Below are 21,868 nucleotides of genomic sequence, written 5' to 3' on the forward strand. Positions count from 1 at the left end.
GAGCGGCGGGGCCACCAGGCCTCCAGCAAGGGCGTCGCGTTAGCGACGTATAATTGCGCCCTTCGGATCCGCTCCTTCGGAACGGCCGGGATCATTCACCAAAGCTTGCGCTTTGGCGATTGTAGGATTCACAGTAGTGCGTTCCGCGCTCACCTCCCTGAAACTGGGTTCGAAAGACAAGCTTTCTCACCCAAGGGAGACAGACGGAATGAAGAAGCCATCCTCGAAGATCCGCGACGAAATCGCCAAACTCCAGGAACAGCTCAAGGTCGCCGAGACCCGCGAGGCCGAGCGGATCGGCCGGATCGCGCTAAAAGCAGGTCTGGGCGACATCGAGATCGACGAGGCAGAGCTGCAGGTGGCCTTCGAGGATCTGGCGAAACGGTTTCGCGGAGGCGAGGTTCGCACGACCGGAGGGAAGAAAGGAGCTGGCGTCGGGGAAAGCAGCGCACCGTCCGCGCAGAACGCGGCTGGCGCGGCTGCGGGCGGGACTGCGGAGGCTTGAGCGGATGGCGCGCACGACCACATCCGACGCCCGCAAGAAGGACACGCGGGAAAAGATCGAACTTGGCGGCCTGATCGTCAAAGCCGGCCTTCGCTACGAGAAACGCGCGCTTCTGCTGGGCGCCCTGATCGAGCTGAGCCAACGGCTTAAAACCGACGAGACCGTGCGCCCGCGGCTGCTTGCGATCGGAGCGGAGGCCTTCAAGACAGATGAATAGGATCATCCTCTTCATCGTACCTGTCGCGCTGATGTTCCTGGTCACGATCGGATTGACGGGGATCGAACACTGGCTGTCCGGCTTTGGAAAGACGGAGACTGCGCGGCAGACGCTCGGACGCGCCGGTATCGCGCTGCCCTATGTCGCCGCGGCGGTCATCGGCAGTGTCTTCCTGTTCGCGAGCGCCGGCGCGATCAGGATCAAGACAGCAGGATGGGGCGTAGTTGCCGGCGGTGTAGCGACAATCGTTGTCGCCATCGCTCGCGAGGCAATCAGGCTGTCGGCATTCGGGAACCAGGTTCCGGCCGGCAAGTCGATCCTCTCCTATATTGATCCCGCGACGCTGATCGGCGCGGCGGCGGCAGCGATGTCCGCCTGCTTCGCCCTACGTGTCGCGCTCGTCGGCAACGCGGCCTTCGCCAGTGCTGAGCCCAAACGCATACGCGGCAAGCGGGCGCTTCATGGCGAGGCCGACTGGATGAAGATGCAGGAGGCGGCCAACCTGTTTTCGGACGCTGGCGGCATCGTCGTCGGCGAACGATATCGGGTCGACAAGGACAGCGGAGGAACGCGCCCGTTTCGCGCTGACGATCCCGACACATGGGGCATCGGCGGCAAGCCACCGCTCCTGTGCTTCGACGGCTCGTTCGGCTCATCACATGGCATCGTGTTCGCCGGTTCCGGCGGCTTCAAGACGACGTCGGTGACGATCCCGACGGCGCTCAAATGGGGCGGCTCGCTGATCGTCCTCGACCCGTCGAACGAGGTTGCCCCGATGGTGTCAGTGCAACGAGGCAGCGCGAATCGGGATCTATTCGTCCTCGACCCGAAGAAGCCGGAGACCGGCTTCAATGCGCTTGATTGGATCGGGCAATTCGGCGGCACCAAGGAAGAGGACATTTCATCCGTCGCTTCATGGATCATGAGTGATAGCGGTGGCACACGCGGAGTTCGCGACGACTTCTTCCGGGCCTCGGCCTTGCAATTGCTGACGGCGATGATCGCTGACGTTTGTCTCTCCGGCCATACGGAGAAGGAGAACCAAACGCTTCGCCAAGTTCGCGCCAATCTCTCCGAGCCGGAGCCGCAGTTGCGCCAACGCCTGCAGGAAATCTACGACAATTCGGATTCGGATTTCGTCAAGGAGAACGTCGCGGCTTTCGTGAACATGACGCCCGAAACCTTCTCCGGCGTCTACGCCAATGCGATCAAGGAAACCCATTGGCTGTCCTATCCGAACTACGCCGCGCTGGTTTCCGGAAAGATGTTTTCGACGGGGGATCTTGCCGAGGGAAACACCGACGTCTTCATCAACATCGATCTCAAGACCTTGGAGACGCATGCGGGCCTCGCGCGCGTCATCATTGGCTCGTTTCTCAACGCGATCTACAATCGTGATGGGGCGATGCCGGGCCGTGCGCTCTTCCTCCTCGATGAGGTGGCGCGGCTTGGCTATATGAGGATCCTGGAAACCGCGCGCGATGCCGGTCGCAAATATGGCATCACGCTCGTCATGATCTACCAGTCGATCGGGCAGATGCGCGAAACCTATGGCGGTCGCGACGCCGCCAGCAAATGGTTCGAGAGTGCGAGCTGGATCTCGTTTGCGGCGATCAACGACCCGGAAACGGCGGACTACATCTCGCGCCGTTGCGGCATGACAACAGTCGAGATCGACCAGGTCAGCCGAAGTTCGCAGATGAAAGGATCGTCCCGGACGCGGTCGAAGCAGTTGGCCGCACGACCGTTGATCCAACCGCACGAGGTTCTTCGAATGCGAGCGGACGAGCAGATCGTATTTACGGCCGGGAACGCGCCGCTGAGATGCGGCCGCGCGATCTGGTTCAGGCGCGACGACATGAAATCCTGCGTCGGAGCGAACAGATTTCACACGCTCGGAAACCCACCCGATGCACTTCGGGTCGAGCCGGCGCGCAGCGCAGCGAGCAAGGCTGAACCAGAACAATGAAGAGTATCGGAGAAATCAGCGTGAGCGCCGCCCAAAGGGCGGGATTTCGGGAATTCTCGTCGTGCGAGGGCGGGAACAGCGCAGCCGCAGGAGCTTCAACATAGTGGCCCGAAGGGGAGGCGGGATCGACTGCGCCCCGCATCTCGCACTCCGCCTAAAGCGCCTTGTTCGTAAACGCAGATGAAACCGAAGCCGAGGTAGGTTGAGGCGAACAGGAGAGGACCGAGCCGCCTGCGCAAATCACTGACCGCGCGATCCTCTGCGCCGTGATCATCATTGCTACGGGAGGCTGGCTTGCCCTCGGGGGCGCTGGCAACCTCTCCGGAACTGCTAACTGCGGCTAGGACACCGACACCAGACTCGTTATCGACCGTGTTTTTGATCTGCGGCGCCGATCGCCATGTGAACTGCGCCGTCGACGGCCATACGTCTGGTTTGGTGGGGAGAAAATCGCGGATATCGGTCAGACATTTCCGGTCCTGTACGGCACCAGAAGAGCCGGAAGCGGCTCGATGCCCGCTTGCGGTTTCTCAATTCGGCCGGTTGGCCCCGCCTCCCGGCGGGGCCTCGCCCGGATCTCAGTCCCGGTTGGGGCGCGACCAGATCAGTTGGTAGCCGTCCTCGCCTTCGACTTCGGTGAGGGTTGCGTAGATCGGCGCGGGGAAGCTCGGGTCGTCTAGCTTGACCGAGAGGTAGTCGCGGTCCTGCTCGGACCGCTTCTGCCAAGCTGCACCGAGCTCGACGTTGCCGGCGTAGATGCGGAAGTGCGGGCCCTTGTCGGAGGGGTTTTCGATGCGGGCAATGCGAGCCTTGACGTTGAGGGCGAGCGTGCGGATCGAGCCGTTGAAGCCGCTTTCGGTGGAGTTGAAGGTGCCGATGGTTGCCATTGTGGTGTTCCTTTCGTTGGTTTCGGACCGCGCCCTTCGCGGCCTCGATGGCTGTCACAAGGATCGGGGACGATTGGGCCGCACCTGACAAGGCCGGAATGGAATGGAGGACGGCCGGGAGAAACTTTGTTGTTTCGGGAGGAATGAGCGCCTGAGCGCTCAGGGGAAGAAAGTTTTGTATAGCCGTTGCGGGAAGACGATCGAGGCGAAGCCGCTCTCCGATCAGACATGCCTCATCGAGCCCGAGGAGGACGTGGCCAATGCCGACGGATCAGAGGAACGCGGTGATGGCAACGTGCCACGGACTCGCCCAAGCGGAACATAGCATGTGGTCAAACCGTTGCTCTATTCCTATGTCCGGGCGCTGGTTCGGTGGCGACGGACCTGCCGGCTGGAGTTGCCTTCAATAATCAACCCGGTCTCGAGTGCTCGCGATTCGTCGCCTGGAGGATTCATGCGTCAGCAGACAAAGCCGTTTACCGTAGAAATCAAGCAATCCCGAAAGCTCAAACCGACCGACCGCACAACCTCGATCTGGGGCAAGCTGGACCTAACTCCAGATCAGGGCACGCTCACGGATAGAGAGCAGAGAGAGGTGTCGGCCGTTGGCGGCGACAACGACCGACTCTGAGATTTAGGCCGCGACTTTCTCATCTCAGCTACTCGCCGACAGTTGGCAAATCTTGAACGCAACTTCCAACGACTTTTCGAAGGCTGGTATCGGCAAAAATTCGTAGCGCGAATGGAAGTTGTAGGCGCCGGTGAAGAAGTTGGGTGTCGGTATTCCTCTGGCCGAGAGGACCGCGCCATCGGTGCCGCCGCGCATCGGAATCACCTTCTTCTCAATCCCTAGTTCCTCCATAGCGCTAAATAGCAGAGCGACGGCACGATCGTCACGAGCGAGGCTCGTGGAGATGTTTCGATAGGTGTCGGTGACCTGATACCGGACATTCCCGGTCGGATAGCGCGATCTCATCGCTTCCGCCACCTCGGCGATTTGGCGTTTGCGCCGATTGAAATCATCTGTGCCAAAATCCCGGATCAAAGCGGTCAGTGTGGCCCCGCTGTCGTTGGCGATGACGTCCTTGAACCAGAAAAATCCCTGGCGTCCTTCGGTGGATTCAGGCGTCTCCTCGCGGTGGAAGTGGGAGATGAAGTCCATCGCCATCAGCAGCGGATTAACGAGCGTTCCCTTCGCGGACATCGGGTGCGCACTGACGCCGGTGAGGACGATCTCGCAGGATGCGGCGTTGAATGTCTCCAGGACCACCTCGCCAAGTTCGCAGCAGTCGATCGTGTAAGCAAAATCACAAGGGAAGCGGGAGAGGTCCATCGCCTTGGCGCCGCGCATTCCGATTTCCTCGTCCGGGACGAAGGCGACAAAGATATCGCCGTGGCCAACCTGCTGATCAAGCCGGGCAAGCAGCGTCATGATGACGGCGATGGCGGCCTTGTTGTCCGCGCCGAGGACACTGGTGCCGTCACCAGTGATGATGTCATTCCCCTCCCACCCAAGAACTTCCGGATGTTCGGCGACCCTGAGCCAGATGTTTTCCTGGCGATTGAGGCAAAGGTCTTTGCCTTCGAAGCGGAGGATTTGCGGGCGGACGAAGGGCGAGAGGCCGACATCGACGGTGTCGAGATGCGCGATGAAGCCGATCGGTGGGACCTCAGGCCTGTTGCCACGCTTGACTCCCGTCACGATGGCATGCTCGTCGACCAGCACGTCGTTCAGGCCAATTGCGCGCATCTCGTCGGCGAGCAGGGCAGCGAGTGCTGCTTGTCCGGGCGAGGACGGCAAGGATTGGGAGCGGCCGTTGCTTTGACTCTCGATCGCGGAATAGCGAAAAAAGCGGCTGATGAGTTCTTCCCTAACTTCCATGTTGTCCATCCTCGTCCTGAAGAGATTCCCGCTCTTGTCGTCGGCGTTTTTTGGCTGAGATGGGTCGGCCCGCTCCGCTGCCCGCTGTCGTGGTGGACTGCGGAGTTAACCAGCAAGCCCTTTGGTACGGCGCTCTACAGGCTAAAACCTGATGACACCGACCCCGCCGGAAATCTCGACGTCGACGCCGAATCTCGTCGATTGTTCGGAAAATCGGCGCAATATCCGTTCGGCGCTTTCGCCTGCTGCTAGATGCGGCGCCAGGCGATGCTCCAGCACCCCATCAGCCAGCGCTTCATCGCCTCCGATAATGACGGGGTGAAGCGTGATCTCGATTAAACCGTTATCATCACCGAACGAGCAAAGGCCGATGACGCTCTCCCAGACTTCGGGTGCCGTCCAGGTCGACTTCTCGGAACGCACGTGGAAAATGAAATTCCCGAGGCTGTAGAAGATCGGCCGGCCCCGGTGGATCTCGATCGGCTGGAGGACGGGCGCACCGTGGCTCACGAACATATGAGCACCCGCATCGATGCATCGTTTGGCAACGCCACTCACCCAGTCGGGGACCTGATACCAGTCGGACGCCCAATGGTGATGGTGGAGATAGGCGATCACCAGAGATCCGTCCGCGGCCGTAGCCGCGATCGCGGCGAGATTCCCGGCGAGATCGGCCTCATCGATCTTGACGCTGCGTCCGAACCTTTCCGATCGCGTGAAGACCGCACGCGAGATGCCGATTTCGGATTCCGGGGCGAGGCGCGGCGGATCGTCCGGCTGACTGTCGTTGGTGAGATCGATAGCGGTATACCCAACCTTGTCGCGAATAGCCCGGATTTGATCGAACGCGGTCTCGTCGACCTCGATGACCTGGGACAGCCGAAGCCGATTGACCCCCGGGCGTCCTGGGCGATTGTCCTCGGCGTCGGCCGCGTACATGAAATTCGGACCGGGGCCGCCGTCCATCGCCACGATCGCCACGCGCCGTCCACCAATCATTCCGGTGCCTGCCCGTGAGGCTTGCGCGCGGTCACGGCCGAGGCCGGCATGGAGGAAGGCTCGCTTCTCCACCTCCTCGAGCGTCGAGAGCACGCCGGATGGGCCGAGGTCGAACGCATGGTTGTTCGAAAGCGAAAGCGCGCGGAACCCGATCGCACGAAGGCTGTCGAGAACGGCTGGATCGCTGCAGCCGAAGAAGGATCCCTTAAGTGGCCACCCGCCGTGGCTCCCAAGGATGGTCCCTTCGAAGTTGGTGAACGCGAGATCCGCCTGATGCAGGAGAGACTGAACCTCACGGAAGGCCGGGGCAGGGATGTCGCGGATGTCGTGCTTGATGAGCGATTGGCCAGTCACGGCCAATGTGAACCTGTCATTCATGGAGTCACCCTCGGTGGCGATACGTGTTTCAAGAATTGGTGGTTCGGGGCTGGGCCCATTCGTTGAGACGCCGGCGCAGCTCAGCATCTGAAGCGGTGCGGTCGGGCGTTGATGAGCGCGCGCGTGTAGGGATTGTCGGATCGTGAGAAGATGAAATCGGATGGTCCGAAATCCTCGACCCGGCCGTCCTTGAAGATGTAGACCGAACTGCACATCTCCTGGACGATGGCGAGGTCGTGGGAGATGAAGATCATCGTCATCTCGCGCTCGGCGATGGTGTCCTTCAGAAGTTGGATGATCTCGGCCTGCACCGACACGTCGAGTGCCGATGTCGGTTCGTCCGCGACGATGATCTCAGGCGCCGCGAGCAGGGCCCGCGCGATGCAGACGCGCTGCCTCTGACCGCCGGAGAGCTGGTGCGGATAGCGGGCGAGCAGGCTGCGAGCGAGCCCCAACCGATCCATCATCGCCGCCGCTTCCGAAGTTTCTTCCCCGGCGGCGAGCTTCGCGCCGAAGCGGACGCTTTCCTCGAGCGTCTCGGCGATGGTCATGCGGGGGTTCAAGGACGCGGAAGGATCCTGGAAGATCATCTGCACCCGGCCGAGGAGGCCGTTGCGGCGACCGCCTCTGGAAACGTCGAATTCGCTGGCACCGATCCGGATCCTGCCCGCAAGCGCCGCATCAAGGCCGGCGATGATACGGCCGAAGGTCGTCTTGCCGCTTCCGCTCTCGCCGACAACGCCGGTGATCGTGCCGCGCGGCAGTTTGAGGCCGACGTCATGCAAGCCGAACTTTGGCTTGCTTCGGCCAAAGCCCCACGCAAAACCCTGCTGCGCGAATTGTTTCGACACGCCGTCGGCGACGAGAAACATCGGCGCCTTGTCGTCTCCGATCGAGGAAACACTTCGGCCGCATCCGTCGTCCGCGCTGGTTGTCAAAGCGGTGACCCGGAGCCTCGGAACGGCGGCGAGCAGTTTGCGTGTGTACTCGTGGCTGGGCTGATCGAGAATGGTGGGCGTGCGGTCCGCTTCCACCACCTGTCCTTTGCGCATCACCAGGACCCGGTCGGTGATCTCGGAGATCACGCCCATGTCGTGAGTTACGAGGATGATGGAAACGCCCGTTTCGTCTACAAGGTTTCGAAGTAGTCCGAGGATCTGTTTCTGGACGGTCGCATCGAGCGCCGAGGTCGGCTCGTCGGCGATGATGATGTCGGGAGAGCCGGCAAGAGCAATCGCTATGACGATGCGCTGCCTTTGTCCTCCGGAGAACTGGTGCGGGTAGTTGCGGTATCGTCGCTCCGGCTCCGGAATTCCGACACGGGCAAGGAGATCGAGGGTGCGGGCCCGCGCCTCACGCCTGGAAAGTGAGCCATCGACCGCAAGGCAGGTTTCCTCCACCTGGGCACCGATGCTCATCAGCGGATCGAGGGAGGCGGTGTGGTCTTGGAAGATCGCTGATATCCGACGCCCTCGAAGCGCCTCGCGCTCATCGGGCGTCATGGTGTGGATCGCCTGACAATTGAACTCGATCGTCCCGGACGTCTGCTGGAACTCGGGCGAAAGCAGGCCGAGCACGGCATTGCCGAGCGTCGACTTTCCGGCTCCCGACTCGCCGATGATGCCGAGGATCTCGCCGCGTCCGAGTTCCAAACTCACGTCAGAGAGGATTGTCGTCAAGCCGTCACCCGAAGCGTGGCGAAGGCCAAGGTTTTCAACCCGCAACAGGGGTGTCGTCACGTGTTCCACTGTCATAGCGAATGGTTCCTTGGATCGAGGCTGCGTCGAACGTCTTCACCGACGAGATTGATGCTTGCGATCAGACCGAAGAGGGCGAGCCCCGGGAACAGGCTGATCCAGTATTGACCGGTGAGAAGATACTGGAACCCGTTTGCGACCGCGGAGCCGAGCGAGGGCTTGTCGATCGGAACGCCCAAACCCAGGAAGGAGAGGGTCGCCTCGAGTGCGACGGCATGGCCGACCTCGATCGGGATCAAGGTAACGGCCGGCGCGATGCTGTTCGGAAGCAAGTGGCGGAAGATGATCCGCGACGTCGGCAGCCGCATCAATCGGGTCGCATCCATGTAGGGTTTGTTCGCCTCGCTCAAGGCAACGCCGCGCGCGATCCGCGCATAGGTCGCCCATTGCGCAATGATCAACGCCAGAATGATCCGGTCCACGCCCGGGCCGAGCGTGACGATGGCGATGAGCGCGATCAGGATCGTCGGCAGGCTGAGCTGCAGGTCGACGAGCCGCATGATCGCGACATCGACCCACTTGCCGAAATATGCGGCGCTGACACCGGCCGTCAGCCCGACCAGCGCGGCGATCGCCGCGCTGGTGATCGACACCACCAGGCTGATGCGCAGGCCATAGAGGATAGTACTGACGATGTCGCGGCCGAGCCCGTCCGTCCCGAGCAGGTATAGATAGCCGCCGCTACCGAGCGTGCCCGGCGGCGAGGACGCCTCCCATCCGTAGATCTGCAACGGATCGTAGGGATTTTGTGGTGCGATTGCCGGTGCCGCGATAGCAAGCAAAATGTAGCTCGCAAGCAGCACCTTGGACGCAGTCAGGACCGGTCCATGCGGACGCTTTCGGAGCGCCCTCAAAATTTGAGCTTTCATGACGGGGTCACCTTTCACGAAGACAGGCGCACGCGCGGATCGAGCACGGCATAGAAGAGGTCGACCAGGGCATTCAGCGCGACGAACGCGACCGAGATGAAGGTCAGTGTTGACATCACCACCGGGCGGTCGAGGAGCTGAATGGAGTCGATCAAGAGCTTGCCGACGCCAGGCCACGAGAAGATCGACTCCACCACAACGGCAAAGGCGAGCATGCCGCCGAACTGCAGGCCGATGATCGTCACGATCGGGACGCTGATGTTCGGGAGGGTGTGCCGGAACAGAATCCTTTGCGGGGAAAGCCCTTTGGCGCGGCAAAACCGCGTATAGTCCAGGCTTTCGACTTCAATCGTTCCCGATCGTGAAAGACGGGCGATCAGCGCGATGTTCGGTATCGCCAGCGCCAATGCCGGAAGCACGAGGTGCCACAGCCCGTTGCCGGTGAAGACACTCCATTCCTGCCCCAGGAAACTTGCGGTCGAGCCTCTGCCACCGGAAGGGAACCAGCCTGTCAGTATGGCGCCGACGAGGATCAGCATCATCGCCAGCCAGAAGGAAGGGATGCTCAGCGCCGACACGCTCGCCTTCAGGACGGTCCGATCGAACAGGGTTCCGCTCCGTCGGCCAGCAACGAGGCCAAGGCCCGTTCCGAGCGGCGCCGCTATGAGCATGGCGACCGACGCGAGTTCCAGCGTTGCCGGCAGCTTGGCCATAACCAGCTCGAAGGCCGGCAGATGATAGATGTAGGAGGTGCCGAAGTTTCCGCTGACCACATTGTCGATAAAGACGAGATATTGCCTCCAGATCGGTTGATCCAGTCCGAGCGCGATTGTCGCCTGCCTGATATCTTCTGGCGTGGCGGTTTCGATGTTGACCACGTTGAAGACCGGATTGCCGACGCTGTGGATGCCGATAAATCCGATCAACGACATGACGATGAGGAGCAGGAAGGCTTGCGACAGCCTTCCCAATGCAACTGAAATCATGCCCATGATCGCTTACTCCACTGCCGCAAGCGTCTGCATCGCGGTCGTCCAGCCGCGGGGATGCATCACATAGGAGCCGACCCGTGGGCCGTAACCGACGATGTGATGGAAATGGTAGAGCGGTATGATCGGCTGGTCGGCCATAACGAGTTCCGTGGCTTGCGCCAGCGCTTGGTACCGCTCCGGCCCCACCTCAATGCTCTCCGCCTTTGCGAGCATCGCGTCGAAGGCATCGTTTTGATAGTTCCCGAAGTTCAGGGCACCGGTTCCGCGCTCGCGGTTCGGGGATGCCAGCAGGGTATGGAGGATGACATCGACCGCCTCGCCGGACGTGCCGCCGTACCAGACCGCGTAGTCGCCGGCGGCACGTTTGGTATTGAAGACCGAGAACGGAGCGGCTGATGGCTGGGCGTTTACGCCGATACGCGCCCAGCTTTGGGCAATCGCTTGAAGGCTCTCGGCGTCACCGGGGTAGCGTCCGGCGGGCCCTGCAAGAACGAGGTTGAAGCCGTTCGGAAAGCCTGCCTTCGCAAGAAGGGATTTTGCCTCTTCATAGTTGGGCCTCCCTGGCACCAAATTTGCCGAGGTGCCCGGCAGGCCATTCGGAAAGACCTGAGCCGCAGCCGTGCCATAGCCCGCGAGGATCTTGTCGACCAAAATGCCTCGGTCCGTCGCCATCGCAAGCGCACGGCGAACCAGAGGGTTCTTGAATGGATTGGCGATTGGTTCGCCCGACTTTCCCGTCACGCCCGGAAGTGTCTCTCGCGATACGTCAAATTGCACGAAGTTGACGCGCGCGGCACCCACGCTTGCAATCCTGGCGCCGCGCTCCTTCAACGAGGCGACGTCGCGCGCCGGGATGGCATCCGCCAGATCAAGCTCACCTGTGCTGAGTGCCGCAACGCGGGCGGCCGGGCTCTCGATGACCCGGAACATCACATCGCGCCAGGCGGGCTTGCCGCCCCAGTAGTCGTCGTTCCGAACAAGCCTCAGGCTCTCGCCGGAACGCCAGCTTTCGAACCGGTAGGGACCGGTACCGACGGGAGAGTGGCCGGCGTTGAGATCCTCCGTTGTCTCGCCCTCAGAGGGTCGGTTCATCACAAAAATGGAGGAGAAGAAGAGTGGCAGATTGGGGACCGGCCCATTGGTCTCGATGAGGACGGTGAGGGGATCGGAGGCCGAGACCGACTTGATGCCGCTCACATAGGAGCGAAAGCCGCCGCTAGGCGGTTTGAGGAAGTCACGGATGCGCTCGATCGTGTAGACGACATCGTCCGCCCCGAACTTTGAGCCGTCATGAAAGCGGACGTTATCGCGGAGCTTAAACTCCCATTGCGTGTCGGACAGCGGCCGCCAGGAGGTGGCAAGGCCAGGCTTCAGCTCGAGATTCTCGTCCTGATAGACCAGCCGCTCGTAGATGTGGGAGAGCAGCGAGGTGTTCTCGTTGAGATTGGCATAGTGCGGATCGAGCGTCATCAGCTTGTAGGACGTGGCGATCCGAAGCTCCCCGGTTTCCTGTGCCTGCGCCGACGTCGACGGAGCACTCCCGAGGAAGACTGAGATCAGAAGCGCGGAAAGCAGGCGTGGACGAAATTGGCTTCCCAGTTTCATTTGAAGTTCCTTGTTTTTCGTTTTTGGAAGAGTCGGAATGCCGCGTTGGGGCAGGCTCTAACGCGTGATTTCCAGGGCGAAATGCTCGCAAAGAGCGCGGTGCGAATGTCTTGTTAGCTCGCCCGCGAGCCCGGGATCACGCGTGTGGTTGGACCATCCCCGGAGACTCGGGTTGGAATTCGGGCGCCGACAGGCGATTACGTGCGCTCGCAACAGAGGCGATATCGATCTTCAGGAGGTCGGCAATGACGGAGCGGATTTGCGGCCAGGGATCTTCTTCGCTTGTGGGGGAGGGTTGCCACTTGGTGATGGCAGCGTGGAGTTTTGCCGTTGCCCCCGTAATCGATTGCGCCGGTGTTCTCCACAGGGCTTCCGCCGCCTCGTCCTCCGCGACGGATGCACGATCTTCAGCTTCGAGGGCATCGTCGTAGGCTCGCGAACCTGCGGCTTGCTCAAGCGGCGGCAAAACAGCCGAAAAGAGCGCTCTTTCGAGCTGCTGCTGGCGCAAACTCGATTCGCTCAAATGCTGCCAAGCGCTGCACCATTGTTGCCAAACCGCTAGCGCGGGATCGTCGTTGCACCGATCCGAAGGCAGGGCCTTCGTCGTGGTAAAGTGGGGAATTGTGGGTAACGACGCGGCCACGAAGGAAAGAATATCTCCCCGGGTGACCGTAGACAAAGTTCTGCTATTGTCGGAATCAGCCATGATCCGAGCTCCCGTAAGCTTGGTTGTGGTCAGGCTGTATTCGGTGTTCCCGCACCGGATGCAGCCGCAGTTCCCTTGATGCCGCCATTCGAGAGTGAACTGCAGTCTCAAGTAACCCCTAGGTAGCACACGAGTTCTGCTTGATCAATTCTAAATCAGATGATGTCAAAGAAATCACTGGGGCGCAAATACGAGCGGCCCGTGCGCTGATCCGTTGGAGCGCAAAAGAGCTTGCGAAAGCAGCTGGTATTGGTGTTGCAACGGTGAGCCGCGCGGAAGTTGAGGATGGAAACACATCCCTTACGAGCGCCAATTTAAAGGCCGTTCGACTCGCGTTGGAAACCGCTGGAATTGAGTTCATCCCTGAAAATGGTGGCGGCGCGGGTGTTCGTTTCAAGAAGTAGCGGCTTGCTGGTCTATTCGTGGCCCCAACAGGTCGCCGCTCTTCCCAGCCCGAGCGTCGGCAGCACGGTAAGGCCGCTTGATCCGCCACTCCGTACGTTACCGGTTTTCCTGATCGTTAGCCGTGCACAATTTGTGCCCTGCACAATCGTGTGTCATCAATACCCTCGTAGGTGCAGTCGAACGCTCGGACGGCAGGCCTCGCCAGGGGAGGTTCTTTTTCTAGTGGAACAAGATCGAGAGCTGCATATGTCGGCTGCTGCTCGGAGCCAACTAATGGTGAAAAATTGGCGCTTAGGACCTGGCACTCCCGCTTTGGGTGGTGAGCGGAATTAGGCGCCCAAAGCGCTGAATGGCGGCGTTTGCAGACAAGAGCCGTCATTGCGCACTACCGGTTCACGGTGTTCCAGGCAGGAGATGAGTTCAGGCTATCGATACGCCTACCAGCCCGCCGCCGATGACGATTCCGTCGTAATCCATTCCGCTAGCTAACCTCGGCGCGTATCCCACGGCCTTCTCCGGATCTGGCCTCGCGATCAGATTGCGCCGACCTTGACTTTCGAACCATCAAGGAGGCGCGACAGGCGAAAGGGGGTGGGGTCAACACAGGGTGTGTCATTGGCAACCAGGTCGGCCGCCAGGCGTCCGATACCCGGTCCAAGTCCGAAGCCGTGGCCGGAGCCGCCCGCGGCCAGGTAAAGCCCCTTCACACCATCGGCCGGCGAGATGACCGGCACCGCGTCCGGCGTGAAATCCACGTAGGCCCCCCAGCTGTCGGCGACTTCGACCCCCGCCAACGCAGGAAACTGCTCGGTTACCCGTTTCAAAATAGCCGTGAGAGTGCGGCGGCTCGGCGGCGGGTCGAGAACGCGCATCCGCTCGAAGGCCGACGGTTTACTCTTGTTCAAGGTACCGAATGCCTCCGGACCATGGAGGAAGGATTTGCCGATGCCGAACTGCACCGCTTTCAGACGCTTCATGAACATCGGCATGAACCAGCGGGCGTAGCGAATGCCTTGTGGGGTGATATCGAGCATCGCCCTGCCGCTGATCGCAAGCGTGTAGCTGCCATCCAACCGGCGGGTCAACGCACACTCCGGCGTATAGATCGCCTCACCCAGATTCGCTGTTGGCCGCGTACGGAGCGCTGTCTGGCGCACGCTCGCCTGCGGAAACAGAACTCCGTGCTGGCGACAAAACATGGACGTCCAGGCACCGCCGGCGCAGAGAACGGCTTGTGTCCGGATGAGCCCCTTTTCGGTGATCACCCCCGCCACCGCTCCATTTACCAGATCAAGGCCCCGGGCAGCGCACTCCTGGTGGATCGTCGCCCCAAATTTGCGAGCGCCGTTCGCGATCGTCGGCGCGGCGATAGCAGGCTCGCCCTTGCCGTCATCAATCGAATGCACTCCGCCCAGCCATCGGCGGCCGTTCGCGGGAATCGTGGCAGCCGCTTCTTTGGCGCTCAGCATCTTCGTATTGACATTGAACTGCCGGGCCGTATCACGCCATGCTTCCCATTCCGCCAGTTGCCGGGGATTGTCCGTAGCGTAAAGCAGACCGCATCGACGGAAGCCGACGTCCTCTCCGATTTTGGACTCAAACTCACCCCATAGCCGCAGGGCGACACCCGATAGCGGCAGCTCGCGCTCATCCCGGTTCTGTTGGCGGCACCATCCCCAGTTGCGGCTCGACTGCTCGCAGCCGACATGGCCCTTTTCGACCAGAGCTACGGACAGTCCCCGCTCGGCGAGAAAGAAAGCTGCCGTTGCACCAATAATGCCGCCGCCGATGACGACGACATCCGCCTTGGCGGGAAGCTCTTGATCGCTTTGTATGCGCTTGACGATTGGAGACATGGAGGCTGACCTGGAATTATTTGGCGGCTGATCTATCGGCACTATTTTCTGCCCCTTCGACAGCGCACTCCCTCGCCGATGAAATTCCCCGACGGGCAGGGGGAGACTGTCTCAAAGCTTGTCGTCGCGCGTCCTCGAAGTGAGCTCATAAGAGGCTACCGGAGGAAGGCGAGCAGCATGCATCGACTGGAGATAGACAGACAGCCGAAAATTCCGTTTTCGGGCGACACGACGGTCAAATCTGCGGCCGTCGCGCGGGTAAGCTACAGAGCATCGTCAGACGACAGTGGTTTTGAATCGACTTCCGGTCGAGCACGACAGATGCCGCGCTCGGGTTCATGTCGCCCCCGCTGCTGCAGGCTCGAATTGAAGAGCGTGCACAATCAAGAACAGAGATGTAAGCCATGACTACAGGCACTCACGAGTCCCCTGCGCTTGCCATGATCCATACGGTCCCCGGGATCATCCCCGCGTTCAACGAACTCGTTGGCCGCCATCTGACCGGTTGGCGCCCGTTCAACATGCTGGATGAGAGCCTGCTGGGGAACACTGTCCGTGAGGGCACGCTGTCACGTCAGACCATGCGGCGGCTCGCGACACACATTTGGTCGGCGGTGGACGCGGGGGCTTCGGCGGTCCTCGTCACCTGTTCCTCGCTCGGCCCTGCAGTGGATGCGGCAGTGCCACTCTGCCCCGTCCCCCTCTTCCGTATAGATGATGGGATGGCGATTGAGGCGATCCAGCGCGGGGACCGAATTGGCGTCCTTGCAACTCTGCCTACAACAATGAACCCTACAACCCGCCTAATTGAACGCCATGCTCAAAGAATGGGTCATGACGTTTCCGTCACCGGTCGTCTTTGTGAAGGAGCCTTCGATAAATTACGAAACGGGGACAGGGCGGCGCATGATGCGATGATACGCGAAGGCCTCGAGTCCCTTGTCGGCAGTGTCGACGTGGTTGTTCTTGCTCAAGCATCAATGGCAAATGCTCTAAATGAGATGAGCGAGACATCGGTGCCGGTACTTACCAGCCCTGAACTTGGTGTCCTGCACATGTCCTCCGCATTGAAGGGGCGCTCACGCGTTCAGGAAAGTGATGAAAGTTAGGCAGCGTCTGCCGGCTTTCAGCAGTCTCGGGCAGTCTCGAAGCCGCCCGATCCGATCGCGCAGTTGGTACCAAAGAAGGCATCAGGCATCGCGGCTCGGCTGATAGAGGCAGTTTGCTGCAAGCCGCCCTCGGGTGTGTTCGCGGCGGAGAAAGGAAAAGAAGTGCTTTTGGGAGTGATCGCCGACGATTTTACCGGCGCAAGCGATATTGCAAACACTATTGCAAAGGGCATGGCCCGTCACGGAGGATTGCGCACTGCGCAGTTTCTCGGCGTACCGAAAACCGCTGCATCTGCCGACGTCGAGGCCGGTGTGATTGCCCTGAAAAGCCGAACTATTGCAGCTCGGGGGCCGAGAGCAGCCTGGCAGCTTTAGTTAAGGTATATCGATAGCGGCCGGAAGCCCAGCAGCTTTAGATCGTGCAAAAAGCGCTTTTGCCACCTTGTCCGCTTTCGGATTGGCCTGGCAAGTGAGCCTAATCCAGCATCACCATGTGAGAGGCGACTTGCTCCTCGAAGAATTTCGAGAACGAGGCGATACGCGGCGGCAATGCTTGGTAAGGCGGATAGTAGAGGGTCAGCCAGAGGTCAGGCGGCGCCCATCCCTTGAAGACGTGGACGAGACGTCCGCTACGGATATGCTCCGCGATGTTGAAACCGGGAAGCAAGGCGACGCCTGCTCCATCCGCGGCCATATCGGCCAGCACCTCGCCACTATTGGCACTGAATGCCCGCCCAGCAGAAATCGCGATGCTTGACCCACCGTCCGACAGGACCCAGTTCTCCCGCCGGCTTTCCCCGCTATAGGCGAGGCAGTCGTCCGGCGTCAGCTCATGAGGATGCGACATGTCGACGAAGCGGCTGCCGGGCGCTGCAACCAGGATGCGCGGCACGACACGGATCTTTCTCCAGATCGTGAACTTGTCGGATGGCTGGGATGAGATGCGGATTGCGAGGTCATAGTCGTCGTCGACGATGTTCACCAGGCCGTCCGAAAGGGAGATCTCGAAGCACATCTTCGGATACTTCTCCTTGAAGCCGGACAGGATCGGCGGCAGCACGACCTTTCCGAACCAGGTCGGCGCGCTAATCCTGAGGCGTCCCTCCTCGGCCTTATGGGCGTTCATCACCTCGCGGCGCGCATCTTCAAGTGTCTTCACTGCCGGCTGGATCTGCGCCGCGAAGATCGCGCCGTCGGTGGTCAGGGACACCTGCCGCGTCGTGCGAACGAAAAGCTGCAGACCCAGTTCCGCCTCGAGCGCAGCGATGGCGCGGGTTACGGCCGCGGGCGTCATGTCGAGTTCGCGAGCCACCTGAGCGAAATTGCGCTTCTCCGCAGCAAGGAGGAAGGTGCGAAGAGCCTTATAATCGTTCATTTTATTATTTCACTTTCTGCAATTCTGTCAAAAGAAGTATTGCAATTCTGTCGCTTGATCAATCGGCCTACATTCAGTTCACGCAACAAAAACAAGCGCTGATTGAAAGGCATTGACATGATCAAGGACATCAAGGGACTGCACCACGTGACGTCGATGGCGTCGGACGCGCGCCAGAACAACCGCTTTTTCACCGAGACGCTTGGCCTGCGCCGCGTCAAGCAGACCGTGAACTTCGACGATCCCAGCGTCTATCACCTTTACTACGGGGACGAGACAGGATCTGCGGGGACAGTGATGACCTACTTCCCGTTCCAGAACATGATGCTCGGACGTCCGGGCGTCGGCGAGGTCGGCGAGACGCAGTTTTCCGTGCCCAAGGGTTCGCTCAAGTTCTGGCGGGACCGCCTCTCGTCCCAGGGTGTCGACGGACTGGAAACAGAAACCGTCTTCGGGGCCAGCCGGCTGCGGTTCATGGGACCGGACGGCGACAGCCTCGCGCTGATCGAGTCGGCTGACGATCGCCGCTCGGCACCCTGGCTGGGCGGCGGCATTCCCGACGACGTGGCCATTCGCGGTTTTGCAGGAGCTCGCTTCAGCCTTCATGACACGGCTGCGACCGAGGAACTACTGGGCTTCATGGGCTACCAGCGAGCGGAGAAGGTGGGCGATGTGACGCGCTTCGTCATTCCAAACGGAAACGGTGCCGACACAATCGATCTTCAGCTCCTCCCAAAGACGCCCTTCGCCCGGCAGGGCGCGGGTTCGGTCCACCATATCGCCTTCGCGGTTGAAAACCGGGAAAAGCAGTTGGAAGTGCGCAAGGCTCTGATGGATACGGGCTATCAGGTCACGCCGGTGATCGACCGGGATTACTTCTGGGCGATCTACTTCCGCACACCGGGCGGTGTATTGTTCGAGATCGCCACCAACGAGCCGGGATTTGATCGCGACGAGGACACCGCCCATCTCGGGGAGGCACTCAAGCTGCCGAGCCGATACGAGCAGTTCCGGGACGAAATCGAGGCAAACCTCGTCCCCCTGACTGCATAGCCGCACTCCTTTCCTAACGACAGAGGAAGGGCCGCGATCCGGAAGGGTTGCGGCCCTTCTTGCCATGCGGCCGCAGAACTTCACCAGGAACTATTTCACTTTCAGCAATTCATTCGACATTTTTATTGCCATTCCACGCTGGCGCAATCGGCGATAGCTTTGATTTCAGCAGCCAAGACGGTGGGCAAAACGGTCAAGCAGGCCAGGAAACTCCCGACAGCAGCTATACATTTTGGCACCCTTCGCGGACCGTAACCTAGAGGAAGAGAACCATGTCCAAGCTCGAAGTCCTGACACCGGCAAACAGCCAGCTCATTTTCATCGATCAGCAGCCGCAGATGGCTTTCGGCGTCCAGTCGATCGACCGGCAGACGCTGAAGAACAACGTCGTCGGCCTCGCCAAGGCAGCCAAAATCTTCGATATCCCCACCACCATTACCACGGTCGAGACACTGTCCTTCTCAGGCAATACGTATCCCGAGCTGCTGGCAGTTTTCCCCGAGAACGACATCCTTGAACGTACATCGATGAACTCCTGGGACGACCAGAACGTCCGCGACGCCTTGGCGAAGAATGCAGCCAATGGCCGCAAGAAGATTGTTGTCTCCGGTCTATGGACAGAAGTCTGCAACACGACGTTTGCCCTCTCCGCTCTCAACGACGTTTCCGACTACGAGATCTACATGGTGGCCGACGCCTCCGGTGGCACCTCGCTGGAGGCCCACAACCGCGCCATGGATCGCATGGTGCAGGCGGGCGTGATCCCGGTCACCTGGCAGCAGGTCCTGCTCGAATGGCAGCGCGACTGGGCACGCAAGGAGACATACGACGCGGTCACCACGCTGGTGAAGGAGCATTCGGGCGCCTACGGCATGGGCATCGACTATGCCTACACGATGGTCCATGGCGCGGAAGAACGTGTCAAGCATGGCAAGCGCATCGGCCCGAACCCGGCAAAGTAATGATCTCCCCGCCGCTCCGGCAGCCCGTCGGAGCGGCTTCAAATCGGATAGGTGTTTCATGAAAATGTATCTCATGTCGCTCGGAGCCGGTCTGCTCGTCGGGATCGTCTACAGCCTACTGAATGTTCGCTCGCCTGCCCCGCCGGTGATCGCCCTCGTCGGCCTGCTCGGCATTTTGGTCGGCGAGCAGCTTGTTCCCTTCGCCAGGACGCTGCTGGCGCAGGAACCGGCGGCTGTCTCGTGGATGAACCAGATCAGGCCGCACATGTTCGGTCACCTCCCCAAGGGCGCCGACCGCACCGAGGTTACCCGCAGGGCGACGACGGATATAGAGGAGCGAAGTTCATGACGACGCGTCGATCCTTTCTTGGCGGGGCGTCCAGTCTGGCCTTCTCTAACCTCTTCTCCCCGGCGAAAGCCGCCGATCTCAACCAGACCGGAGTAGATAACATGCATCCCGACCTGATCCTTCGCAACGGCCGCGTGACCACGCTCGACCGCACAAATCCGAACGCAACCGCAATCGCAATCAAGGACGGTCTGTTTCTGGGAGTTGGCTCCGATAGCGAAATCATGGCACTCGCCGGATCCACCACAAAGATCGTTGATCTCAAGGGCAAGCGCGTTTTGCCGGGCCTGATCGACAACCACACCCATGTCGTCCGTGGCGGCCTGAACTATAACATGGAACTCCGCTGGGATGGCATTCGATCACTGGCCGACGCGATGGACATGCTCAAGCGCCAGGTGGCGATCACTCCGGCACCGCAATGGGTGCGCGTCGTCGGCGGGTTCACCGAGAACCAGTTCGCCGAGAAGCGCCTGCCGACGATCGAGGAGATCAATGCGGTAGCGCCCGATACGCCGGTTTTCCTGCTGCATCTCTATGATAGGGCGCTGCTGAACGGTGCCGCGCTGCGCGCCGTGGGGTACACGCGCGACACGCCGAACCCGCCGGGCGGCGAGATCACCCGTGATGCCAACGGCAACCCCACGGGGATGCTGCTTGCCAAGCCGAACGCCGGCATCCTCTACTCGACGCTTGCCAAGGGTCCAAAGCTGCCTTTCGACTACCAGGTCAATTCCACCCGCCACTTCATGCGCGAACTCAATCGCCTCGGCGTGACGGGCGTCATCGATGCGGGCGGCGGCAACCAGAACTATCCGGATGATTACGAGGTCATCCGGAAGCTGTCCGACGAGAATCAGCTCACCGTTCGCCTCGCCTATAACCTCTTCACGCAGAAGCCGAAGCAGGAGAAAGAAGACTTCCTCAACTGGACGTCCTCGGTAAAATACAAGCAGGGCAACGACTACTTCCGCCATAACGGTGCTGGCGAGATGCTGGTCTTCTCCGCCGCCGACTTCGAAGATTTTCGCCAGCCGCGTCCGGAGATGGCTCCGGAGATGGAAGGCGAACTGGAAGAGGTCGTTCGTGTCCTGGCGGAAAACCGCTGGCCATGGCGGATGCATGCCACCTATGACGAAACCATCTCGCGCTCGCTCGACGTCTTCGAGAAGGTCAACAAGGATATTCCACTCGAGGGCCTTAACTGGTTCTTCGACCACGCCGAGACGATCTCTGATCGATCCATCGACCGAATCGCGGCCCTTGGCGGCGGCATCGCCACGCAGCACCGCATGGCCTATCAGGGCGAATATTTCGTCGAGCATTATGGTCATGGGGTTGCCGAAGCCACGCCGCCGATCAAGCGTATGCTCGACAAGGGCGTCAACGTTTCGGCCGGCACCGATGCCACCCGCGTCGCCTCCTACAATCCGTGGGTCTCGCTCTCCTGGATGGTGACCGGCAAGACAGTCGGCGGAATGCAGCTCTACCCGCGTGCCAACTGCCTCGATCGCGAGACGGCGCTGCGCATGTGGACCGAAAAGGTCACATGGTTCTCGAACGAAGAGGGTAAGAAGGGCCGTATCGAGAAGGGCCAGTTTGCCGACCTCGTGGTGCCGGACAAGGACTTCTTCTCCTGCGCCGAGGACGAGATTTCGTTCCTCACCTCGGAACTGACCATGGTCGGCGGCAAGATCGTCTATGGCGCGGGCGACTTCAAGACGCTCGACGAGAACGACATCCCGCCTGCGATGCCCGACTGGTCTCCCGTACGCAAGTTCGGCGGTTACGCGGCCTGGGGCGAACCGGAAGGCGCAGGCGCTCGCTCATTGCGCCGCACGGCGATCTCGACCTGCGGATGCGCCAACGATTGCGGCGTGCATGGCCATGACCATGCTGGAGCTTGGACATCCAAGCTTCCGATCGCCGACCTCAAGGGATTCTTCGGCGCTCTCGGCTGCTCCTGCTGGGCGGTCTAAACTCAGCTTTGCGC

Annotated in this window: 20 protein-coding genes and 1 pseudogene; 11 read left to right on the plus strand and 10 right to left on the minus strand. The window is 60.8% G+C overall.

Features of this window, described 5'->3' with window-relative positions; all coding sequences use genetic code 11:
- The first annotated feature begins 208 nt into the window (after positions 1-208).
- Genes traC through traG form a run of 3 tightly spaced genes read left to right on the plus strand, consistent with a single transcriptional unit; the run spans position 209 to position 2,691 of the window.
- Complete coding sequence (traC, locus tag BHD07_RS12955; RefSeq protein ID WP_338280945.1) at positions 209-505, plus strand: conjugal transfer protein TraC; 297 nt, start codon at positions 209-211, stop codon at positions 503-505.
- 4 nt (positions 506-509) lie between these two features.
- Positions 510-722, plus strand: coding sequence for a type IV conjugative transfer system coupling protein TraD (traD, locus tag BHD07_RS12960; protein WP_338280582.1), 213 nt, complete (start codon positions 510-512; stop codon positions 720-722).
- Positions 715-2,691 (plus strand): Ti-type conjugative transfer system protein TraG, encoded by a 1,977-nt coding sequence (gene traG, locus BHD07_RS12965; RefSeq protein ID WP_338280584.1) that lies wholly within the window; start codon positions 715-717, stop codon positions 2,689-2,691. The genes traD and traG overlap by 8 nt, the downstream gene beginning before the upstream one ends.
- A gap of 578 nt (positions 2,692-3,269) precedes the next feature.
- Here the strand turns inward: traG and BHD07_RS12970 are convergent.
- Positions 3,270-3,578 (minus strand): DUF736 domain-containing protein, encoded by a 309-nt coding sequence (locus BHD07_RS12970; protein WP_018098123.1) that lies wholly within the window; start codon positions 3,576-3,578, stop codon positions 3,270-3,272.
- Between the two features lie 454 nt (positions 3,579-4,032).
- Between BHD07_RS12970 and BHD07_RS12975 the strand changes: the two genes are divergently transcribed.
- Positions 4,033-4,209: a hypothetical protein gene (locus BHD07_RS12975; RefSeq protein WP_338280587.1), complete on the plus strand. Its 177-nt coding sequence runs from the start codon at positions 4,033-4,035 to the stop codon at positions 4,207-4,209.
- Positions 4,210-4,233: 24 nt separating this feature from the next.
- On the opposite strand, the gene pepT is transcribed toward BHD07_RS12975, so the two are convergent.
- The 7 genes from pepT to BHD07_RS13010 form a co-directional block, all read right to left on the minus strand.
- Positions 4,234-5,460 carry a peptidase T gene (gene pepT, locus BHD07_RS12980; protein WP_338280947.1) on the minus strand — a complete coding sequence of 409 codons (1,227 nt, stop codon included), beginning with the start codon at positions 5,458-5,460 and terminating at the stop codon, positions 4,234-4,236.
- Positions 5,461-5,601: 141 nt separating this feature from the next.
- Positions 5,602-6,837, minus strand: a complete 1,236-nt coding sequence (locus BHD07_RS12985) for a CapA family protein (protein ID WP_338280589.1) — start codon at positions 6,835-6,837, stop codon at positions 5,602-5,604.
- 80 nt (positions 6,838-6,917) lie between these two features.
- Positions 6,918-8,591: an ABC transporter ATP-binding protein gene (locus BHD07_RS12990; RefSeq protein WP_338280591.1), complete on the minus strand. Its 1,674-nt coding sequence runs from the start codon at positions 8,589-8,591 to the stop codon at positions 6,918-6,920.
- Entirely contained in the window at positions 8,588-9,463 is an 876-nt protein-coding gene (locus tag BHD07_RS12995; protein ID WP_338280593.1) for an ABC transporter permease, read from the minus strand. Before BHD07_RS12995 ends, BHD07_RS12990 begins: the two co-directional genes overlap by 4 nt.
- Before the next feature lie 14 nt (positions 9,464-9,477).
- On the minus strand, positions 9,478-10,455 hold the full coding sequence (locus tag BHD07_RS13000; protein WP_338280595.1) for an ABC transporter permease: 978 nt from the start codon (positions 10,453-10,455) through the stop codon (positions 9,478-9,480).
- A 6-nt stretch (positions 10,456-10,461) separates the two neighbouring features.
- Positions 10,462-12,060 (minus strand): ABC transporter substrate-binding protein, encoded by a 1,599-nt coding sequence (locus BHD07_RS13005; RefSeq protein ID WP_338280596.1) that lies wholly within the window; start codon positions 12,058-12,060, stop codon positions 10,462-10,464.
- Between the two features lie 136 nt (positions 12,061-12,196).
- Entirely contained in the window at positions 12,197-12,766 is a 570-nt protein-coding gene (locus BHD07_RS13010) for a hypothetical protein (RefSeq protein ID WP_338280598.1), read from the minus strand.
- A gap of 140 nt (positions 12,767-12,906) precedes the next feature.
- Here BHD07_RS13010 and BHD07_RS13015 point away from each other — a divergent pair, with 140 nt between their 5' ends.
- Positions 12,907-13,170 (plus strand): helix-turn-helix domain-containing protein, encoded by a 264-nt coding sequence (locus BHD07_RS13015; protein WP_338280600.1) that lies wholly within the window; start codon positions 12,907-12,909, stop codon positions 13,168-13,170.
- Between the two features lie 534 nt (positions 13,171-13,704).
- On the opposite strand, the gene BHD07_RS13020 is transcribed toward BHD07_RS13015, so the two are convergent.
- Positions 13,705-15,027 (minus strand): NAD(P)/FAD-dependent oxidoreductase, encoded by a 1,323-nt coding sequence (locus tag BHD07_RS13020; RefSeq protein WP_338280602.1) that lies wholly within the window; start codon positions 15,025-15,027, stop codon positions 13,705-13,707.
- A gap of 404 nt (positions 15,028-15,431) precedes the next feature.
- On the opposite strand from BHD07_RS13020, the gene BHD07_RS13025 reads away from it, so the two are divergent.
- The gene (locus BHD07_RS13025; protein ID WP_338280604.1) at positions 15,432-16,136 is read left to right on the plus strand and encodes an aspartate/glutamate racemase family protein; all 705 of its coding nucleotides are present in this window, start codon (positions 15,432-15,434) and stop codon (positions 16,134-16,136) included.
- A 162-nt stretch (positions 16,137-16,298) separates the two neighbouring features.
- Positions 16,299-16,481: pseudogene (locus tag BHD07_RS13030) on the plus strand (four-carbon acid sugar kinase family protein); the annotation flags it as partial.
- Between the two features lie 130 nt (positions 16,482-16,611).
- On the opposite strand, the gene BHD07_RS13035 reads toward BHD07_RS13030, so the two are convergent.
- A complete protein-coding gene (locus BHD07_RS13035; RefSeq protein ID WP_324765128.1) occupies positions 16,612-17,511 on the minus strand; it encodes a LysR family transcriptional regulator in 900 nt (299 codons plus the stop codon).
- Positions 17,512-17,628: 117 nt separating this feature from the next.
- On the opposite strand from BHD07_RS13035, the gene BHD07_RS13040 reads away from it, so the two are divergent.
- From BHD07_RS13040 to BHD07_RS13055, 4 genes are all read left to right on the plus strand, one after another.
- Positions 17,629-18,564, plus strand: coding sequence for a VOC family protein (locus BHD07_RS13040; RefSeq protein WP_324765129.1), 936 nt, complete (start codon positions 17,629-17,631; stop codon positions 18,562-18,564).
- Positions 18,565-18,836: 272 nt separating this feature from the next.
- Positions 18,837-19,526 carry a hydrolase gene (locus BHD07_RS13045; RefSeq protein WP_324765130.1) on the plus strand — a complete coding sequence of 230 codons (690 nt, stop codon included), beginning with the start codon at positions 18,837-18,839 and terminating at the stop codon, positions 19,524-19,526.
- A gap of 58 nt (positions 19,527-19,584) precedes the next feature.
- Positions 19,585-19,875: a XapX domain-containing protein gene (locus BHD07_RS13050; protein ID WP_338280608.1), complete on the plus strand. Its 291-nt coding sequence runs from the start codon at positions 19,585-19,587 to the stop codon at positions 19,873-19,875.
- On the plus strand, positions 19,872-21,854 hold the full coding sequence (locus BHD07_RS13055; protein ID WP_338280610.1) for an amidohydrolase: 1,983 nt from the start codon (positions 19,872-19,874) through the stop codon (positions 21,852-21,854). Before BHD07_RS13050 ends, BHD07_RS13055 begins: the two co-directional genes overlap by 4 nt.
- Positions 21,855-21,868: the final 14 nt, after the last annotated feature.

Origin of the sequence: Sinorhizobium sp. KGO-5, assembly GCF_036245905.1 — a bacterium.
Taxonomy (GTDB): domain Bacteria; phylum Pseudomonadota; class Alphaproteobacteria; order Rhizobiales; family Rhizobiaceae; genus Sinorhizobium; species Sinorhizobium meliloti_A.

Bases quoted from the DNA above. Each gene is read 5' to 3' on its own strand.
- traD (WP_338280582.1), top strand. From the start codon at position 510: ATGGCGCGCACGACCACATCCGACGCCCGCAAGAAGGACACGCGGGAA.
- BHD07_RS12995 (WP_338280593.1), bottom strand. From the start codon at position 9,463: ATGAAAGCTCAAATTTTGAGGGCGCTCCGAAAGCGTCCGCATGGACCG.
- BHD07_RS13040 (WP_324765129.1), top strand. From the start codon at position 17,629: ATGATCAAGGACATCAAGGGACTGCACCACGTGACGTCGATGGCGTCG.
- pepT (WP_338280947.1), bottom strand. From the start codon at position 5,460: ATGGAAGTTAGGGAAGAACTCATCAGCCGCTTTTTTCGCTATTCCGCG.
- BHD07_RS12990 (WP_338280591.1), bottom strand. From the start codon at position 8,591: ATGACAGTGGAACACGTGACGACACCCCTGTTGCGGGTTGAAAACCTT.
- BHD07_RS12970 (WP_018098123.1), bottom strand. From the start codon at position 3,578: ATGGCAACCATCGGCACCTTCAACTCCACCGAAAGCGGCTTCAACGGC.
- BHD07_RS13025 (WP_338280604.1), top strand. From the start codon at position 15,432: ATGACTACAGGCACTCACGAGTCCCCTGCGCTTGCCATGATCCATACG.
- BHD07_RS12975 (WP_338280587.1), top strand. From the start codon at position 4,033: ATGCGTCAGCAGACAAAGCCGTTTACCGTAGAAATCAAGCAATCCCGA.
- BHD07_RS13000 (WP_338280595.1), bottom strand. From the start codon at position 10,455: ATGGGCATGATTTCAGTTGCATTGGGAAGGCTGTCGCAAGCCTTCCTG.
- BHD07_RS13020 (WP_338280602.1), bottom strand. From the start codon at position 15,027: ATGTCTCCAATCGTCAAGCGCATACAAAGCGATCAAGAGCTTCCCGCC.
- BHD07_RS13005 (WP_338280596.1), bottom strand. From the start codon at position 12,060: ATGAAACTGGGAAGCCAATTTCGTCCACGCCTGCTTTCCGCGCTTCTG.
- BHD07_RS13010 (WP_338280598.1), bottom strand. From the start codon at position 12,766: ATGGCTGATTCCGACAATAGCAGAACTTTGTCTACGGTCACCCGGGGA.
- traG (WP_338280584.1), top strand. From the start codon at position 715: ATGAATAGGATCATCCTCTTCATCGTACCTGTCGCGCTGATGTTCCTG.
- BHD07_RS13035 (WP_324765128.1), bottom strand. From the start codon at position 17,511: ATGAACGATTATAAGGCTCTTCGCACCTTCCTCCTTGCTGCGGAGAAG.
- traC (WP_338280945.1), top strand. From the start codon at position 209: ATGAAGAAGCCATCCTCGAAGATCCGCGACGAAATCGCCAAACTCCAG.
- BHD07_RS13050 (WP_338280608.1), top strand. From the start codon at position 19,585: ATGAAAATGTATCTCATGTCGCTCGGAGCCGGTCTGCTCGTCGGGATC.
- BHD07_RS12985 (WP_338280589.1), bottom strand. From the start codon at position 6,837: ATGAATGACAGGTTCACATTGGCCGTGACTGGCCAATCGCTCATCAAG.
- BHD07_RS13045 (WP_324765130.1), top strand. From the start codon at position 18,837: ATGTCCAAGCTCGAAGTCCTGACACCGGCAAACAGCCAGCTCATTTTC.
- BHD07_RS13055 (WP_338280610.1), top strand. From the start codon at position 19,872: ATGACGACGCGTCGATCCTTTCTTGGCGGGGCGTCCAGTCTGGCCTTC.